This window comes from Algoriphagus sp. UBA3586, assembly GCF_002376385.1.
Classification (GTDB): Bacteria; Bacteroidota; Bacteroidia; order Cytophagales; family Cyclobacteriaceae; genus Algoriphagus; species Algoriphagus ornithinivorans.
Genome location: NZ_DFMT01000031.1, coordinates 16415 through 33116, shown reverse-complemented (window position 1 = coordinate 33116; position 16702 = coordinate 16415). Strand labels below are relative to the sequence as shown.

Annotated in this window: 12 protein-coding genes and 1 riboswitch; of the genes, 7 read left to right on the top strand and 5 right to left on the bottom strand. The window is 39.9% G+C overall.

The window, feature by feature from the left end:
* Nucleotides 1-37: 37 nt before the first annotated feature.
* Complete coding sequence (locus B2906_RS10365) at nucleotides 38-1771, top strand: RagB/SusD family nutrient uptake outer membrane protein (protein ID WP_286939351.1); 1734 nt, start codon at nucleotides 38-40, stop codon at nucleotides 1769-1771.
* A gap of 139 nt (nucleotides 1772-1910) precedes the next feature.
* Entirely contained in the window at nucleotides 1911-5429 is a 3519-nt protein-coding gene (locus B2906_RS10360) for a VCBS repeat-containing protein (protein WP_286939341.1), read from the top strand.
* Here B2906_RS10360 and B2906_RS10355 read toward each other — a convergent pair whose 3' ends face one another.
* Nucleotides 5430-6191 (bottom strand): creatininase family protein, encoded by a 762-nt coding sequence (locus B2906_RS10355; protein WP_091655623.1) that lies wholly within the window; start codon nucleotides 6189-6191, stop codon nucleotides 5430-5432. It lies immediately after the preceding gene.
* Between the two features lie 84 nt (nucleotides 6192-6275).
* Here B2906_RS10355 and B2906_RS10350 point away from each other — a divergent pair, with 84 nt between their 5' ends.
* From B2906_RS10350 to B2906_RS10335, 4 genes are all read left to right on the top strand, one after another.
* Entirely contained in the window at nucleotides 6276-7256 is a 981-nt protein-coding gene (locus B2906_RS10350) for an isoaspartyl peptidase/L-asparaginase family protein (protein WP_286939339.1), read from the top strand.
* A gap of 1 nt (nucleotide 7257) precedes the next feature.
* A complete protein-coding gene (locus tag B2906_RS10345) occupies nucleotides 7258-8001 on the top strand; it encodes a copper homeostasis protein CutC (RefSeq protein WP_286939337.1) in 744 nt (247 codons plus the stop codon).
* Entirely contained in the window at nucleotides 7998-9539 is a 1542-nt protein-coding gene (locus tag B2906_RS10340; protein WP_286939334.1) for an FG-GAP repeat domain-containing protein, read from the top strand. Before B2906_RS10345 ends, B2906_RS10340 begins: the two co-directional genes overlap by 4 nt.
* Nucleotides 9540-9641: 102 nt before the next feature.
* Nucleotides 9642-10103: a CBS domain-containing protein gene (locus tag B2906_RS10335; protein ID WP_219958050.1), complete on the top strand. Its 462-nt coding sequence runs from the start codon at nucleotides 9642-9644 to the stop codon at nucleotides 10101-10103.
* Between the two features lie 38 nt (nucleotides 10104-10141).
* Here the strand turns inward: B2906_RS10335 and B2906_RS10330 are convergent, their stop codons facing one another.
* The 4 genes from B2906_RS10330 to B2906_RS10315 form a co-directional block, all read right to left on the bottom strand.
* Nucleotides 10142-11317, bottom strand: a complete 1176-nt coding sequence (locus tag B2906_RS10330) for a trans-sulfuration enzyme family protein (RefSeq protein ID WP_219958051.1) — start codon at nucleotides 11315-11317, stop codon at nucleotides 10142-10144.
* An 89-nt stretch (nucleotides 11318-11406) separates the two neighbouring features.
* Nucleotides 11407-11512: riboswitch (SAM riboswitch) on the bottom strand.
* Between the two features lie 57 nt (nucleotides 11513-11569).
* Nucleotides 11570-12130 (bottom strand): aminoacyl-tRNA hydrolase, encoded by a 561-nt coding sequence (gene pth, locus B2906_RS10325; RefSeq protein ID WP_219958052.1) that lies wholly within the window; start codon nucleotides 12128-12130, stop codon nucleotides 11570-11572.
* Between the two features lie 70 nt (nucleotides 12131-12200).
* Complete coding sequence (locus B2906_RS10320; protein ID WP_091655629.1) at nucleotides 12201-12776, bottom strand: 50S ribosomal protein L25/general stress protein Ctc; 576 nt, start codon at nucleotides 12774-12776, stop codon at nucleotides 12201-12203.
* A 24-nt stretch (nucleotides 12777-12800) separates the two neighbouring features.
* Complete coding sequence (locus tag B2906_RS10315; protein ID WP_091655665.1) at nucleotides 12801-13727, bottom strand: ribose-phosphate pyrophosphokinase; 927 nt, start codon at nucleotides 13725-13727, stop codon at nucleotides 12801-12803.
* A gap of 243 nt (nucleotides 13728-13970) precedes the next feature.
* On the opposite strand from B2906_RS10315, the gene B2906_RS10310 reads away from it, so the two are divergent.
* A complete protein-coding gene (locus tag B2906_RS10310) occupies nucleotides 13971-16679 on the top strand; it encodes a M14 family metallopeptidase (protein WP_219958053.1) in 2709 nt (902 codons plus the stop codon).
* The last annotated feature ends 23 nt before the right edge of the window (nucleotides 16680-16702 follow it).

Genomic DNA, 16702 nt, shown 5'->3' with positions numbered 1-16702 from the left:
CGAATCGAGTTATAGAAACTATAATAGATTAAATCAAATGAACAATTTTAAATTAAAAATCGGAGCCCTATTGTCATCAGCAATGATGATGGTAGCAGTGAGTTGTAGCGATGATTTCCTTGACGTTGCGCCTACAGGCTTGCTAGCGGAAGCTCAGCTTTCCTCCCTTGCGGGGATTGAAGCTTCTTTGATAGCAGCTTATTCACAGGTGAATGGTAGAGGAAACCGCTTGGGATCCCCATCCAACTGGGTTTGGGGAAGTATTAGAGGGGGAGAGGCCAATAAAGGTACTGACCCGGGTGATTTCACTACTATTAACCCAATTCAGCGTTATGAAAATGACGCTGCTGGAGGTGAAATGGGATCAAAGTGGAATGTTTGTTACGAAGGGATAGCAAGAGTAAATAACGTTCTAAGACTATTGAACAATCCTGGACCTGATGTAACTGAGGCAGATAAAAAGAGAATTAGTGCGCAAGCGAGATTCTTGAGAGGGCACTACTATTTCGAGTTGAAGAGGGATTATAATAATACTCCTTACGTGGACGAGACCGTGGATTACGGTAGTGGTTTGGAAGATGTGAAAAATGATAAAGACCTCTGGCCATTTATCGAAGCAGATTTCCAGTTTGCTATTGATAACTTACCTCCTACCCAAGCTCAAGTAGGCCGTGTTAATTCATGGGCTGCAAAAGCTTACATGGCTAAAGCATTGCTTTATCAAGGAAAATTTGCTCAAGCGAAAACCTTGTTTGACGATGTGATTGCAAATGGAGTTACTTCCAATGGATTGAAGTATGACTTGGTTCCTTATTATGATGACATGTTCAGAGGAGCAAATGATAACCATCAGGAATCTGTTTGGGCTTATCAATCAGCTGCAAATACGGGGTCAGTGGCAAATGCCAACCCAATGTTTGACTTGAATTTTCCATACAATACAGGTCCAGCAGGCCCAGGTAACTGTTGTGGATTCTTCCAGCCATCTTTCACCTTTGTCAATGCATTCAGAACTGATGCTAACGGTCTTCCTCTTTTGGATAAGTCTTACAATAACCCTGGAAACAGAGTAAAATCTGACATGGGCTTAAATTCCGATCAGGCATTTACTCCAGATACTGGAAATCTTGATCCAAGACTTGATCATACTGTAGGTAGAAGAGGAATTCCTTATTTGGATTGGCAAGATCATCCAGGTGCTGCCTGGATTAGAAACCAACCAAATGGTGGACCTTATTCTCCTAAGAAGTATGTTTACGAAAGATCTGAGCAAGGTTCTTTCCAAGATAACTCTTCTTGGACTCCAGGATATACTGGTATTAACTATATGATCATCAGATTTGCAGATGTGTTATTGATGTCTGCAGAAGCAGATATTGAAACAGGAGCCTTGGAAAGTGCTAGAGCTAAAGTCAATAGAGTTCGTACAAGAGCAATGAACTCTAAGTTGATGAGAGCTGATGGTACCATGGCTGCTAATTATGTGGTATCTACTTACACTGCTCCTTGGACAGATGCTGCATTAGCCAGAAGAGCTGTTCGCATGGAGCGTTTGCTTGAGTTGGGGATGGAAGGTCACAGATTCTATGACTTAGTAAGATGGAATACAGTTCAGGCAGAGCTTGATTTCTACCTAGCTTTGGATGGAACTATCCTTACTGGAGCTCTAGGTGGAGCTAAGTTCACTGACAAGTTCCGTTTGGTACCAATTCCTCAAGATCAAATTGACTTGGTGGGATCTGACATACTTATTCAGAACCCTGGTTTCTAATTTTCTAGAAACTAGAAATTATTAAGAAGGCCTTCGGGCCTTCTTTTTTTTGTCCTTTGTTTGTTAAAAGCCCTTTTTTATTTCGAGACTTTCAAGAGATATGCTAATTTCATAGCTGACTCATTCACCCAATTTACCTATGAAGAACCTATCCTTTTATTTGGCTTTATTAGGAGGAATTTTACTCATTTCCTGCAAAAAGTCCGATACCTTATTTGAATTAAAATCACCTGAATCAACCGGAGTTTCATTTAATAATGAGATTATAGAAACCGACTCATTCAATATTTTAACTGATGAATACATTTTCAATGGTGGAGGTGTAGCAATTGCGGATTTTGATCAAAATGGATACCCGGATTTGTTTTTTACAGGAAATCAGGTTTCCAATAAATTATACCTTAATCAAGGTGATTTTAAGTTTGAAGACGTATCTGCTTTGGCAGGAATCGAAGCAGCAAACTTTTGGTGCACGGGCTCAGCTGTGGTTGATATCAATGGTGACGGATGGATGGATATCTATGTTGTTTCTGCCATGAAAACAGGGCCGGGAGAACGAAACAACTTACTTTTTGTCAACCAGGGAAATAATGCAGAGGGGCAAATCACTTTCAAAGAAATGGCAGAAAGCTATGGAATTGCTGATGCCGGTAATGGGATGGGAGCTGCGTTTATCGACTATGATTTGGACGGTGATCTGGACTTATATGTCTTGAATAACGAGCAAAGTAAAATCATTCCTTCTAATTATAGAGAAAAAATTACTGATGGCTCGGCAATCAATAATGATGCTTTCTATAGAAATAATGGAGATGGAACCTTTACTGATGTTACTCTTGAAGCTGGCATTACCATTGAAGGTTTCGGTCTAGGACTTTTAATCGCAGACCTCAATAATGATGGCTGGCCGGACATTCATGTCTCCAATGATTATGTGACTAATGATATCCTATACATCAATAATCAGGATGGGACCTTTTCAAACCAATCCTCTCAAAAGCTAAAACATCAAAGCCAGTTTTCTATGGGATCAGATATTGCAGATTTTAATAATGATCTCAAACCTGACCTTATCACCTTAGACATGCTGGGAGAGGATAATTACAGAAAAAAGACTACGATAGGTAAGAACTCTTACCAGGTGTATATCAGTAATGAACAATGGGGCTATGAATATCAGCATGTGCGAAATATGCTTCATCTCAATAATGGAGAAAAAGCCCCATTTAGTGAAATTGGGATGTATGCAGGGATTTATCAAACAGACTGGTCTTGGTCCCCTTTATTTGGAGATGTGGATAATGATGGACAAAGAGATTTATTGGTGACTAACGGTTTTCCAAGGGACATCACTGATAAGGACTTTGCAAATTATCGGGCTGACGTGGGGAGTATTGCTACCGTCCGGCAACTTCTGGATTCAATTCCGATTGTTAAAATTCCTAACTATGCTTTCAAAAATCAAGGAGACCTGACTTTCAAAGATACTGGGAAGGATTGGGGTTTGGATAAACCATCTTTTTCCAATGGAGCAGCTTTGGTGGACTTGGATTTAGATGGAGACTTGGATTATGTGATCAATAATATCAATGATCCAGCTTTTGTTTTTGAAAACAAACTGAATGAGAAAAAAGAAAAAGGAGGGTATTTAAGAGTCAAACTTCAGGGCCCTGTTCAAAACTCCCAAGGATTAGGCAGTAAGGTCATTGTCAGCTTATCGGATGGCAATCAGCTTTTCCAGGAACAACAAGTTATCAGGGGCTATATGTCTTCTATCGAGGAGGTTTTACATTTTGGAATTCCAGCCGGCCAAAGTATTACAAGCCTCAAGGTTATTTGGCCTGATGGAAAAGTAAATGAATTGTCATCCCCTGAATTAAATTCCAAAGTCGAGGTTTCATACAAAACAGCAAATCAAGGCCCCAACCAATTGGCAATCCTAGATGAAAGCTCTGAGGACTCCTTATTTGAAGAGGTTTCTCAAAACCTTGGGCTTGTTTATGTTCATCAGGAAAATGATAAAATAGATTTCAATGTCCAGAGAACTCTTCCTCATAAGTTAACTCAATATGGACCGGCCTTGGCTGTAGGGGATATCAATGGGGACTTAATGGAAGATTTGATTATTGGTTCTTCCTCTGGGTTCCATCCTCAAGTATTCTTACAGAGTGGAAATGGCACTTTCTCTCAAAGAGATTTATTACCTGAAGGAAATCCAAATTTCGAAGAAATGGGGGTTTTATTGATAGACCTGGATAATGATGGAGATTTGGATTTATACCTAGTCAGCGGTAGTAATGAATTTCCAACCAATTCTGCAGAATACACGGATAGGGTCTATCTCAACGATGGAGCTGGTAATTTCTCCCTCGATAAAAATTTCAACGCGATCAAAGCCAGTGGCAGTACTGTAAGGGCTGCTGATTTTAATCAGGATGGGTTTATTGACCTTTTCGTTGGTGGCCGAACTCCCATCGCACAATATCCTTATCCTGAGAATAGTTATCTATTGCAGAATAATCAGGGAATATTGGAAGATGTAACTGATCAAATTGCGCCGGAATTAAGGACGGTAGGAATGGTTACAGATGCAATCTGGTCTGATGTTGATAGTGATGGATTGATGGATTTGATAGTAGTAGGTGAATTGATGCCGATTACATTATTTAAAAATGATGGATCCCAACTTAAAAAAGTTGAAACGGGATTGGAAAATCATCTAGGGTGGTGGAATTCCATTCAGTCAGGTGATTTTGACCAAGATGGAGATATGGATTTTGTGGTGGGGAATCTTGGAGCAAATAATCATTTTCATCCAACCTTCGAAAGGCCGGTGAAAATATATGCCAAAGACTTTGATAACAATGGAAGTGTAGATCCTGTAACTTTTGCTTGGTATAAAAATAGGCAAGGAGCATATGAATCTTTCCCAAGTCATTTTTGGGATGATTTATATGGCCAAAGTATATTGTTTAGGAGGAAGTTTGAGCGATATAAGCTTTATGCTTTGAGTACTGAGCAAACTCTTTTTTCTGAAGAAGAAAGAAAAGATGCCTTGATTTTGACAGGAAATTATGATCGATCCTCTTATGTGGAAAATCTAGGTAATGGAAAGTTTAAAATTCATGAATTGCCAAGTTTAGCTCAACTAGCTCCTGTAAATGGTATTCTGGCGGAAGATGTAAATCAAGATGGTTTCTTGGACATACTCCTGGTCGGAAATGATTTTGGAAATGAAATCTTTATTGGAAGGTTGGATGCCCTAAATGGCTTGGTATTATTGGGAGATGGTAAAGGTGGTTTTACTCCAGCCAAGTCAGATAAGAGTGGTTTCATTGTGCCGGGAGATGCTAAAGCATTGGTCAAACTAAGCTCCGTAAATGGTAGCCCACTTTATATTGCTTCTCAAAATAGAGGAGAATTAAAGGTGTTTCGTAGCAAAAATCAAGAATCTCAGTCTATTGAACCTAGTCAGGAAGTATCAGCTATTTTGGTTGAACTTGAAAATGGGAAAACCCAACGCATAGAAGTAAATCATGGATCTGGGTTTTTATCCCAATCTTCCAGAGAAATTATACTTCCTAAAGGCCTTAAATCCCTTAAAGTAGTAGACTATACTGGAGCAGTAAAAGACTTTGACTTATCTGTATTAGATTAATTAGCGATAGAGTTCATTGGAGTTGACAGAGCAAATGTCCAAAATCAACTCCGCAACTTTGTCTGTAACGTCCTCAAAATAGCGCCTTCCCTTTTCAGGGGAGGCTTTTTTTGGATTCCCAATTCCAGTATCCTCAGTTACCTGAGACCATTTTCTTTCTGCCCACGCCCATTTTTCTCTGACACCTGCTATTACGGATTTCTTTTCTTTTCCATCTCCAGCTTCTTCAAGCGGCAATACTAATTCAGGATGCAAATGCATTATCAACGCAGTCTCCATTTCATCCGCATGATCCCCACTTTCTTCGAAGTATTGAGTTTTGTCTAAAGCCTGAAACCAATTGCAGGTAAAGAGCATCATGTCTGGATATTGGAGACCCAGTTCCCGAAGTGCAGTTTTAAAGTCATTTCCCCCATGACTGTTGAGAATCAGGAGCTTTTTTGTTCCTTGTCGATTCAATACTTCAATCAAATCCTTCAAAATGGCAAACTGAGTGCTTGGATTTAGATTCATGTCCAAATAAATATCAGACTGACCTGTATTGACCCCAAATGGAATGGTGGGGAGAATCACAACATTGCCACCTTTTTCCCAAGCTTTTTTTCCTGCTTCTTCACCAATCGCATCTGCTTCGTACACATCTGTGCCATAAGGCATATGGTAATTATGAGCCTCGGTGGCTCCCCAAGGGAGAACAGCAAGGTCAAATCGATGTGTCTTTAGAGCTTTCCAATTTGCTTCTTTTAGGATATAGGGTCTCATGGAATTTTATAAGGATTTGTGCGAAAAAAGGCTTATTTAGGGATTTGAAATGGATTTTAAACCCCAAAACCTAAATTAAGCCTAATGTCCCAAAGAAGAAAATTTATCAAGCAATCCCTTTTAGGTTCTGCCATTTTTATACCTGGAGTTTCTCAAGCCTTTACTCAAAAAAAACAAGGATTAGTAAATGGAGAGAAGCCTTTGATTTTGTCAACTTGGAATCATGGCTTACCTGCCAATGAGGCCGCTTTGAAGAAACTTCAAGAGTCAGGGAACATAGTAGATGCAGTAGAAGCAGGGGTAAAAGACACAGAGTTGGATCTTGATAATTTATCAGTTGGGCTCCAGGGTTTACCTGATAGAGAAGGGATTACTACTTTAGATGCGTCCATTATGAAAGGTGACGGTTCTTGTGGTTCTGTGGCCTTTGTGCGGCAGGTAAAGCATCCTATTAGTTTGGCTAGAGCAGTGATGGAAAAGACGCCACATGTAATGTTGGCTGGTGAGGGTGCCAGGCAGTTTGCCATTGCTGAAGGTTTCCCGATAGAAAAAGAGATTTTAAGTCCCAAAGCCGCAAAAGCCTATGAGGAGTGGAAAAAGACCAGCCAATACAAGCCGGTGATCAATATAGAAAATCACGATACTATTGGAATGATAGGTATGGATGCCTCAGGAAGGCTTGCGGGAAGTTGTACAACCAGTGGATTGGCTTATAAAATGCATGGCAGAGTGGGGGATAGTCCTATAATCGGTGCGGGTCTTTATGTAGACGATGAAGTGGGAGCAGCTACCGCTACCGGATTAGGAGAGTCGATTATCAGAATTTGTGGGAGTTTTCTGATTGTGGAGCTGATGCGGCAGGGAAGAACTCCGCAGGAAGCATGTGAGGAAGCTGTCAGAAGATTGATAGCCAAAAATAAAAAGGACATCAAGGATATTCAGGCTGGGTTTCTTGCTATCAATAAGGAAGGTCAGATCGGAGCTTATGCAGTTCATCCGGGTTTCAATTTTGCCAAGGGGACTACTCAAGAAAATATCTTGATTGATTCAAAAAGTCATTATTAGTATGAATCAGTATATTTTAGAAGCACCTGTTTTCAATTTGAGATCGGCTTTAGATGCAGCTGATTTTGGAGTTCATAGATTGGAGTTATGTGGGAGCTTCTTGGAGGGAGGGGAAACTCCTTCGGCTGGTATGTTGAAGGTTTTAAAAGAAACGGTTCAAATCCCAATTTTTGTAATGATTCGACCAAGAGGCGGGGATTTTTGTTATAGCAAAGGAGAGTTAGAGGTGATGAAGAGAGATATTCAAATATTGGGAGAGATGGGAGCAGACGGATTTGTTTTTGGAGCACTTAAGCCAAACGGTGAAGTGGATAAAGCAGCGTGCAATACACTTTTGAAATCAGCTGCTGGTAAACCCTGTACCTTTCATAGAGCAATTGATGTCAGTAAAAATCCATTAGAAAGCTTGGAGGATATAGTGGATTGTGGATTCGCCAGAATTCTTACTTCAGGTGCAAAAAATTCGGTTTCAGAGGGTATAAATACCATCAAGCGAATGCTGGAAAAAGCTGGAAATCGAATCATCATAATGCCAGGGGGAGGCTCAGAACCAGCACATGTGAAAGAGCTTCAATCTTTTGAAAATTTCAAGGAAATCCATGCTTCATGTAAGGTTAAAGTGAGATCCGAAAATCGGTTTACATACTCAGAAGTAAAGTTTTCTCCTGACGAAAATTCATTCTTCGAGCATTTAGGGATTGACGCTGCTAAAGTTCAGAATTTCTTGAAAGCATTTGCCTCATGAGGATTATCCTACTTCTTTTTGCACTAATCGCGATAGGTTCATCCTGTAATCCTATTTCAGAGAGAAAGCAACCAATTCCAACTCTTTATCAGCTTTCACAAATGGACTTAAAGTTGGATGGAAAGCAACTTGCTGATGTCTATTGTGGCAACTGCCACCTAAAACCTGAACCAGAGGTGTTGGATAAAGCTACTTGGGAAAACAATGTGCTTCCGGATATGAGAAGGAGGATGGGGCTTTATTTGGAAGAGGACTTTGGGGTTCCTCTGCCAGAGGATTTGGGGGTGCCAGATGGGGTATATGCCAAAATTCCTCTTATTAAGAAAAAGGATTGGGATAAGCTCAAAGAATATTATTTACAAGAGGCACCAACCGAGCTTCCACCAAATGAAAGAACAACTAATGTAAAAGCAAAAGTCGCTTGGCTGGAAGCGAATGAGATAGAAATGCCTAGGTCCTATTCCAACATTACTACTCTAGTCCTTGTAGATAAATCTGGCCTAGTTTGGTTGGGAGATAGTGAGAAGGGCCTTTTCCAGATTGATTTGAAAAATAAGCCAATCATTTTAGACTCTATATCCACTCCTCTTTTTCCAGTTTATTTAGTAGGAAATGGCGAAGGCTTGAGTTTGCTAGCAATGAATAAAATTTATTCAAATCAAGATTCAGCTGGAGTTTTAGAACACTATGCAGAGAAAAATTCTTGGTCCAAAATCAGGTTAAATGAAGGCTTAATTCGACCTGTTCATGTTTCTTTCGGTCATCTAAATATGGATTCAATAGAAGATTATGTGATTTCACATTTTGGAAATCACATAGGAAAGTTAAGTGTCTATCTATCGAAAAATAATAAACTCGAAGAGATGGTAATTAACAGTAATCCAGGTTCTAAGAAGACGGTTTTGCTTGATTTTGATTCGGATGGGGATTTAGATGTATTTGGTATATTTTCAAAGGCTACAGGTGGAGTTTATTATTGGGAAAACCTAGGAAAAGGGGAGTTTAAAGAAAGAGAATTGTTAAAGTTTCACCCCTCTTTTGGTATTACTGATTTCGCAATAAAAGATATTAATCAAGATGGCTTAATTGATATTGTTCTATTAAATGGAGCGAATTCCAATTTAAGTCCGGAACCCAAAAATTATCAAGGTATTAGAGTCTTTTTGAATAAAGGAGCTTTGGAATTCGAGGAAGAATGGTTTTTCCCACTTCATTTTGGGACTTCACTTTTTGTGGAGGATTTTGATCTAGATGGTGATTTAGATATAGTGGTCAGTTCATCATATAATTCGCTAAATCAAGAAATGCATAGTGAAATTGTATTTTTTGAAAATGATCAGAAAGAAGTAGAGTTCAAACCGTACACAATTCAAACTTTTAAGGATAAAAATATCACCTCTTTGGCAGTTGGTGATATTGACTCAGATGGCGATTTAGACGTGATTGCTGGGTTATTTGAGGCGCCAAAGAGCAGCAACAAATTAAATAATTACTGGACTCCAATTTTACTTATTAAGAATAATATTTTGAATAAATAAATATAAAACAATTTTATTTTATAATTAAAGTAAAAATCAATATTGAGTTTTATAAACCAAAGAATTTTAGTATCTTATACATTCACTAAAATTCTTTCGACTATGGTAAAAAGTTTTCAAGGAGTAAGGGAAGTAGAACCAAAGAAGTCTCCTATTGATCAGATTTTGGTTAAAGATCATATGAGTACCAATCTTGTGACATTCGGGCCGAATGACACCATTGATAAGGTAATGGAAGTTTTGACTAAGAAAAAAATTTCCGGAGCGCCTGTGGTCGATGAGTCTGGAGCTCTGGTTGGAATTATATCTGAGGTGGACTGTCTTCGGGAAATAATCAAAGGAAAATATACCAATACCCCTGGGTTTCCCGGAAAGGTAAGTGAGTATATGACCCGAGATGTGATTACCCTAACTCCTGATTTATCATTATTTGATGCTGCAGGAAAATTTTTAGAACTAAAAATTAGAAGATTTCCTGTTTTGAAGGATGGAAGGTTAATAGGTCAAATAAGTCTTTCAGATGTGATTCGTGCTTTTCCTAAACTCAAATATACAACCTGGTAGATATGTAAAAAGGTTGTCGAGAGACAACCTTTTTATTTTTACTTTCTACTAAGATCCAAGGCTCTTTCTACATCAGCAATAATATCTTCGTGATGCTCTAATCCAACAGAAAGGCGAATCAATCCATTGCTTATACCCACTCTTTCTCTCTCCTCCTCCGAAAGCTTGCTGTGGGTGGTAGACGCAGGATGGGTGATGATGCTTCTGCTGTCTCCCAAATTGGCAGTAACTGAAATCATTTTCAGTTCATCGATAAAGCCTTGGGCTCTTTCTCCTCCTCCCTTAAGGTCTAAAGTGATGATTCCTCCACCTTGACTCATTTGCTTTACTGCCAAATCATATTGAGGATGAGATTTTAAGAACGGGTATTTTACTGCATTGAGTTGGGAATTACCTTCAAAGTATTTAGCAACTTTTAGCGCATTGCTGCAATGTCTATCCATTCTAACTCCCAATGTTTCCATGCTTTTGGATAGTATCCAGGCATTGAAAGGAGATATGGCTGGTCCAGTGTGACGCGTGAAAAATTGAACCTCCTTGATTAAATCCTGTGTACCAAGTATTAGGCCTCCCAAAACTCTTCCCTGTCCATCTATATACTTCGTAGCTGAATGGGTAACTATATGTGCCCCCCACTTGGCTGGCTGTTGGAGATAGGGAGTTGCAAAACAATTGTCGACTACTAAAATTAGATTATGTGCTTTAGCAAAATTTCCAGCCCATTCCAAGTCAATAATCTCCAGTCCTGGATTGGATGGAGTTTCTATGAATAGCATTTTGGTATTGGGTTGTACAAGCTTTTCCCAATTCAAATAATCCGAGATATCTCCGTAGGTAGAGGTAATTCCCCATTTCGGGAACACTCTCGTCAATAACTGGTGGGTTGACCCAAAAAGAGATCGGGCAGCTAACACATGATCGCCTTGCTGTAAAAGTGATGCTATACTTCCAAACATGGCTGCCATCCCGGAAGCGGTTGCTATTCCATCCTCCGTGCCTTCAGCAGCGCAGACTTTTTCAATCAAGTCTGAGGAGTTAGGGTTGGCATATCTGGAGTAAATATTGCCCTCAATTTCGTCTGCAAATGTTGCTCTTGCTTCCTCTGCAGAATCGAAAGTAAAGCTGGAAGTCAAATAAATAGGAGAGGAATGTTCCTTTTGATTGGACTTGGAAGGGTTGATCCTGATGGAATTGGTCTCGAAATGTTGACTCATAGTCTAAATAGATTTAAGGTTTTTCAGTAAACCGATAGATCTACCCGAGTCAGATTCGAACTAAAAAGGAATAAGGATGAGTTAATGCCAATTTATAGTTCCCGCTTCGGGTAGGATTTGGCACCTTTCCTGAATTAATCGGGATGGTTGCCAGAGGGTCTCAGAGCCTAGTCTCTCGCCTCTTCTTTATAAATCAGTTGCCTGAAGTGCTACAAATAAATAGGGTAGGGCATTCAAATCCAAATAAAAAAATCAATCATTGTATTGGGTCATAGTTTGGGCTATTCCAATGGTACAAAAACCCAAAACCATGTCAATGGCCTTATCCATGATTTCCGGAAGTTGATCAAATTCTTCCTGCTTGAATTTGCCTAACACATAGTCAGCCTGACGTCCTTTCGGGAAATCGTCACCTATACCCATTCTAAGCCTAGGATAATCCTGTCCTCCGGTCAAAGCTTCAATATTTTTCAAACCATTATGACCTGCAGCACTTCCTTTGGCTCTCATTCTGAGTTTCCCAAAAGGAATCGCTACCTCATCGACTAAGACCAGAATATTTTCTTTGGGAATTGAGAGCTCCTTCATCCAATAGTTTACTGCCTTACCACTGAGATTCATGTAAGTAGTGGGTTTGATAAGATGGATTGTTCGTCCTTTGTGTTTGAATTCGGACTTAAATGCGAGCCGGCCACTTTCCCATTTGGCATCGTATTGATCCGCCAGTCGATCTATTGTCAGAAATCCAATATTATGTCGAGTCAGCTCATATTCAGGGCCTATGTTGCCCAAGCCTACTATTAGATATTTCATGATTCAAATTTGGCTTAAAAATAAAAAATCCTGCCTTTGAGGGGCAGGATTTTAAGAAATGCTCTATGAATTATTCTTCGCCTTTCTTGCCTCTCAATGCTCTTGGGATACCGATGGTAACTACAGAAACATTTGGGCTGGTAAGGATTTCAAATCCTTCTGGCTTCAATTCACTCACTTTGAATGATTTTCCAAGATCCAAGTTGGAAATATCAACTTCAATGAAATCAGGGAAGTTGTTTGCCAAACCTTTTACTTTCAAAGATCTGGTTTTCATTTCCAATTTACCCCCTTTCGCTAAGCCTGGAGAGCTTCCTACAACTTTCACAGGGATTTCAAATTTGATATCTCTGTCTTCAGTGTAAGCCATGAAGTCTACGTGAAGCAATGCATCACTTACTGGGTGGAATTGAGCATCTTTCAATACTGCCTTTACGATAGTACCTTCGATATTTAACTCTACCAAGTGAACTTCCGGAGTGTAAATCAAGTCACGGAAAAGGATAATCGGACTGTAGAAGTGAATTTGCTCAGGGATACCTGGTCCGTAAACCACACAAGGTACGTTACCTGATTCTCTGATCTCATTCAAACTTTGATTGTCGAGATTTGCTCTTTTAAACCCTATAATCTCAATCGTTTTCATATGTATTTTATTTAAAATTGGTTCTTAGATAAATAAAGAACTGATGGAAGTATTACCTGTCACTGCATGAATTGCTTTGGCGAATAGGTCTGCTACTGTCAGTACTCTGATTTTGGATGATTTTTGCTTCAAAGGAATGGTATCAGTGATTACCAATTCATCCAAAACAGAATTCTCGATGTTTTCATAAGCTTTTCCTGACAGGACACCATGTGTTACAATGGCTCTCACAGATTTAGCTCCTTTTGCCATGATGATTTCTCCGGCCTTACAAAGCGTTCCCGCTGTATCAACCAAATCATCTACCAAAATCACATCCTTTCCTTCTACATCCCCGATTACCTGCATAGAGGCAATCTCGTTGGCTCTTTTTCTGTGCTTATCACAGACTACCATTTCTACTTCAAAATGCTTGGCATAAGCCCTTGCTCTGGCTACACCGCCCATATCCGGAGCTGCGAAAATCATATCCGGAAGGTTGAGCATGCTCAAATAGGGTGCAAAGATAGCTGATCCATTCAAATGATCCAATGGTATATCAAAAAATCCCTGAATTTGACCGGCATGCAGATCGCAAGTCACAATTCTGTCAGCTCCAGCCGAGGTAAGCATATTTGCAATCAACTTGGCAGCAATAGAAACTCTTGGCCTATCTTTTCTGTCTTGCCTTGCATACCCGAAGTAAGGGATCACTGCCACCACCTTGTAAGCACTTGCTCTTTTGGCAGCGTCTATCATCAAACAAAGCTCTAGGATATTATCGCTCGGAGGAGTGGTGCTTTGGATGACAAAGACGGTACAACCTCGAATTGACTCATTAAAGCTTGGGGACATTTCCCCATCGCTAAATTTGGAGAGCGTGATGTCTCCCAGTTTTTTACCATAATTCTTGGCGATTTTTTCAGCGAGATTTTGAGTGTTGGACCCTGCAAATATTTTTACCTCAGATATCATGAAGTCTTGGTTTTAAGGAGGAAGTTTTGATAAGGATTTCATTGCAAAAGTAATAATTTTTGATGGGTTGGGAAGTTGGGATAGCTTTAATCCGAATATTATTTTGATAAGTGGGGCGGAAGGTAATCTCTCTTAAACTCCGATCCTGTAAAAATTAGACGAATGAGCGACTTTCTCCTGAGTAGCTCTCTTTTTAATCTTATTTTAGAGCAAAATACATTGTCCACCAATCTGAAATTTATGAGAAGTAAAATTACCCTTTGGGGTTTGCTGTTTTCATTCTTGATCATTCAAGTTCATGCCCAGCAGGTCCCAACTCCCAAATCACATTTTGGCTTTGAAATCGGGGACGATTACAAATTGGCAAATTTCAGCCAAACAGAAGCCTATTTTAAAAAAGTAGCAGATGCCTCTGATCGAGTGCAAATGACAAGTATTGGAAAAACGGAATTTGGCAGAGAGCAACCCATGCTTATTGTTACAGCTCCAAAGAATTTTCCTCAGCTTGCCAGGTATAAAGAAATTTCTCAAAAACTTGCTCATGCTGAAATTACCAGAGAGGAAGCTGAAGCATTAATCTCAGATGGTAAGCCCGTGGTTTGGATCGATGGTGGACTTCATGCCAATGAGGTGGTGGGCCCCCATCAATTAATTCAAACACTCTATGAACTAGCATCCAGAAATGATGAGGAAACTCTCAAAATTTTGGATGAAGTGATTATTCTTTTGGTGCATGCCAACCCTGATGGAATGGAAATCATGTCGGATTGGTATATGAGAAAAGAAGACCCAACAAAAAGAGATCAGAACATACCTGTTCTCTATCAAAAATATGTAGGGCATGACAATAACCGTGATTTTTACATGAATAATATGTCTGAGGCGACTAATATGTCACTTCAGCAATATGTGGAATGGATTCCTCAAATTATTTACAATCACCATCAGTCAGGTCCTGCAGGGACAGTCGTAGCAGGACCACCTTACCGAGATCCTTTCAACCATGTTTTTGATCCGCTAATTATTACCAGCTTAGATGCTCTGGGGGCTGCTATGATTAATCGTTTGCATCAGGAAGACAGACCAGGATATACCAGATTGGATGGATCAGTGTTCTCTACTTGGTGGAATGGTGGTTTGAGAACTACCCCTTACTATCATAATCAAATCGGAATTTTGACTGAAATTATTGGAAACCCTACACCATCTGAGGTTCCTCTGGTGCCTGAAAGGCTAATTCCAAATAACGGAACACCTTACCCAATTACGCCTAGAGAATGGCATTTTAAGTCTTCCATAGAGTATTCAGTGTCCTTGAATTATGCGATTCTAAATCATGCTGTTAGACATGGTGATGAACTTTTGAGAAATATTTATCTGATGGGCAGAAGATCCATTGAGAAAGGTCAAAAAGATACTTGGACTTTATATCCAAAAAACGCACAGGCCATAGAAGACGCTTTTGAAAAAGCCAGAAAAGAAGGCAAAGCAAAAAGGCCTACAGGTTGGAGATCTGGCTTGCCGGTTGAATTTTATGAACAAGTATATCAGGATCCTGCCAGAAAAGATCCTTATGGCTATATTCTTCCGGCAGACCAGGCCGATTTTCCTACTGCCATTAAGTTTTTAAATGCATTGATTAAATCAGGAATAAGAGTCGAAAAGGCAACTGCTGATTTTTCAGTGAATGGGAAATCCTACCCTGCTGGCTCTTATATTGTAAAGACGGATCAGGCCTTTAGACCGCATGTTTTAGATATGTTTGAGCCACAAGATCATCCAAATGACTTCCTGTATCCTGGAGGTCCTCCAATTAGGCCTTATGATGCTGCTGGTTGGACATTGGCATTTCAGATGGGTTCGGAGATTGATAGGATCATGCAAGACTTTGATGGGCCATTTGAGCAAGTCCCTTACGGACAAATTCAAACTCCGCCAGCCAAGCCGCTAGCAAATGGATCTGGTTATCTAATCGATATCAAAGGGAATAATGCATTCATGGCAGTCAATGATTTGCTGAAGGCAAAAGTAAAAGTGTACAGGACACAGCAGGAAGTAAATGGTTTGCCTGCGGGATCCTTTTATGTTGGTTCGGGAGGTAAAAAGATTTTGGAAAAAGCAGCTCAAGAATATGGAGTCTATGCCAAGCCAGCGTCCATGCCTAAAGGAGCGACAGAAATCAAGCCTGCTAGAATTGGGCTATACGATTATTATGGGGGTTCAATGCCTTCCGGTTGGGTTAGATGGATGTTGGAGCAATTCCATTTTGATTATAAGCAAGTCTTCCCTCTTGAAATTGATCAGGGCAATCTTAAAGACAAGTATGATGTGCTATTATTTATCGGTCCGGGCATACCTTCTGTAGGAAGCAGAGGTGGTGGCAGATCTCAGCCGGATTCTTCTGAAATTGATCCTCAATACCACCACATGCTTGGGAATTTCTCAGCTGAAAAATCCTTACCACAGATTAAAGCTTTCTTGGAAAACGGAGGAGAAGTCTTGACTGTAGGTTCAGCTACGGAATTGGCTTTTCATTTAGGTCTTCCAGTTTCTGATGCCTTGGTAGAGATGGGATCAGATGGGAAGGAAACTCCACTATCAGGGGAAAAATATTATATCCCGGGTTCTGTCTTGGAAATGCATGTGGATAATAGCCAGCCGATCAATTATGGAATGGGAGAGAAGTCCTACATCATGTTTAATAGGTCTCCTGTCTTCAGATTAGATCCTGAAGCGGCAAACCAAGGAGTAAAAGCTATTGCTTGGTTTGGAGAAGAAGAACCACTGAGAAGTGGTTGGGCTTGGGGTCAATCCTATCTGAAAAATGGAGTGACAGCATTTGAGGCTAAAATTGGGAAAGGAAAGCTCTATGCTTTCGGTCCTGAGATAACTTTCAGAGCTCAATCCCATGGAACATTTAAGATGCTTTTCAACGGTCTATACAAGTAATTAATCCAAAAATTCTTAAGAAG